Source organism: Patulibacter americanus DSM 16676, assembly GCF_000420025.1.
GTDB classification, from domain to species: domain Bacteria; phylum Actinomycetota; class Thermoleophilia; order Solirubrobacterales; family Solirubrobacteraceae; genus Patulibacter; species Patulibacter americanus.
The window spans coordinates 1-2131 of the sequence record NZ_ATUD01000028.1; the positions used below are offsets into that span (position 1 = coordinate 1).

At 73.0% G+C, this 2131-nt stretch carries 2 protein-coding genes; both read left to right on the plus strand.

Translation table 11 applies throughout. The annotated features are described in order from the left end of the window. Positions 1-462 (plus strand): methyl-accepting chemotaxis protein (locus F593_RS0121090; RefSeq protein ID WP_028721865.1); only part of this gene is annotated, 462 nt, incomplete at its 5' end. 236 nt (positions 463-698) lie between these two features. Continuing rightward, positions 699-2131, plus strand: a 1433-nt coding sequence (locus F593_RS29010) for a methyl-accepting chemotaxis protein (protein ID WP_022930730.1), incomplete at its 3' end; no start/stop codon positions are given.

Genomic DNA, 2131 nt, shown 5'->3' on the forward strand with positions numbered 1-2131 from the left:
TTCGCGGTCGTCGCCGAGCAGGTCCGCAAGCTCGCCGAGGAGTCCCAGGACGCCGCGGCCTCCATCGCGGGCCTCGTGCAGGAGATCCAGGGTTCGACGGCCCACGCCGTCGAGGTCATCGGCTCCGGCTCCGCCAGCATCGACGAGTGCGTCGCCGCGTCCGCCGTGACGGAGGAGGCGTTCACCCAGATCACGGGCTCCGTCGACGACGTCCACGGCCGCATCGAGCAGATCGCCGTCGTGATGGGCCAGATCACGGCGAGCGCCGACCGCGTCCGCGACGACATCTCCGACGTCGCCGCGATCGCCGAGGAGTCCTCCGCGTCGTCCGAGCAGGTCTCGGCCTCGACGCAGGAGACCAGCGCCTCGACCCAGCAGGTCGCCGCTTCCGCCCAGGAGCTCGCCCGCACCGCGGAGGAGCTCGAGGCGCTCTGCGCGCGCTTCACGCTGACCGCGTCCTGATCCGCCACGGCGGGGGGCCGCGGCGACGCGCTCCCCGCCCCCACCGAGGACCACCGATCCGGGCCCCGCGACGACATATCGCGGGGCCCGAATCGTTTCCGGGGGGCTGCCTCGCCTAGGCCTATCGGCCGATCGGGCTAGTGCGTCCGTCCATCCCGCTCAGCTGTACACGGTACACGCCGATCTACGGTGGACCAGGAACGCGTGTTCTCACCGATCCGACCGAAGAAGACCCCATGACCCGCACTCCTCGCCGGATCTCGATCCGCGCGAAGCTCCTCGCGTTCGGCGGCACCCTGCTGCTGATCACGACCGTCCTCACGATCGTCGCTCTCAGCGGGCTCTCCTCGCTCAACGAGGACACCGAGAACCTCTACTACCGGGGCGCCGAGCCGCTGGCCGACGTCTCCGTCCTCCGTGCCCGCACGCAGGAGAACCGGCAGAACGTCAGCGCCCAGATCCTCGCGCTCGTCGACCCGACGAGCACCGCCGCCCAGCGCCGACAGACGACCGACCGGATCGCCGAGAACGACCGCGAGATCGCCAAGCGGCTCGCCGCCCTGCAGCGTGGCGTGGCGCCGGAGATGCGCGACGACGTCGCGGAGGTGCGCCGCGCATACGCGGGCTACACGCCCGATCGCGACGCGCTCCTGACCTCGACCGCCCGCCTCGAGGGTGCTCCCGACGCCGCGCGCATCGCCGGTGCGCCGCCGCTCGTGCAGCGCAACCGGGCGCTGAACGCCACGGTGGCGCAGCCGGTCGTGACCACGACCAAGCGCCTGTCGGACGACCTCGACGCCGCCGCCCTGGCCACGAACGACGCCGCGAGCGCCACCTACGCCTCGGGCCGCACCCTCTCCCTGGCCCTGCTCGCCGGCGCCCTGCTCGCCGGCCTCGTCATGGCGTGGCTCTTCGCCCGCAGCATGCGGCGCACGGTCGGCCGGATCCAGGCCAGCGTCGTCTCGCTCGCCGACCACTGCCTCACCGAGCTCGACCAGGGCCTCGGCCGGCTCGCCGCCGGCGACCTGACCTACGCCGTCCAGCCGGTGACCCCGCGGATCGAGGGGTGGTCGAACGACGAGCTCGGCGACATCGCGCAGTCCGTCAACACCATCCGCGACAAGACCGTCAGCTCCGTGGGCAGCTACAACGACTCCCGCGACTCCCTGACGGCGATGATCGGACAGGTCGCCGAGACCGCGCAGTCGCTGTCGGCGTCCTCCCAGGAGATGGCGTCGACGTCCGAGGAGGCCGGCCGTGCCGTCGGCGAGATCGCCCACGCCGTGTCCGACGTCGCCCAGGGCGCCGAGCGCCAGGCCCGCACCGCCGAGTCCACCCGCGGCGTCGCCGACGCGATGTCGACCGCCACGGGCGAGGGCTCCGAGGCCGTCCGCGAGACGTCCTCCGCCGCTGACGCCACGCGCACCGCCGCCGAGGAGGGCAGCCTCGCGTCGCAGAGCGCGACGGAGGCCATCGAGGCGATGGCCGGCATCACCGGTGACGTCTCCGTCGCCATGTCCGAGCTCTCGCGCAAGTCCGAGCGGATCTCCGGGATCGTCGACACGATCACCGGGATCGCCGGGCAGACCAACCTGCTGGCGCTCAACGCGGCCATCGAGGCCGCCCGCGCCGGCGAGCAGGGCCGCGGCTTCGCGGTCGTCGCCGAGCA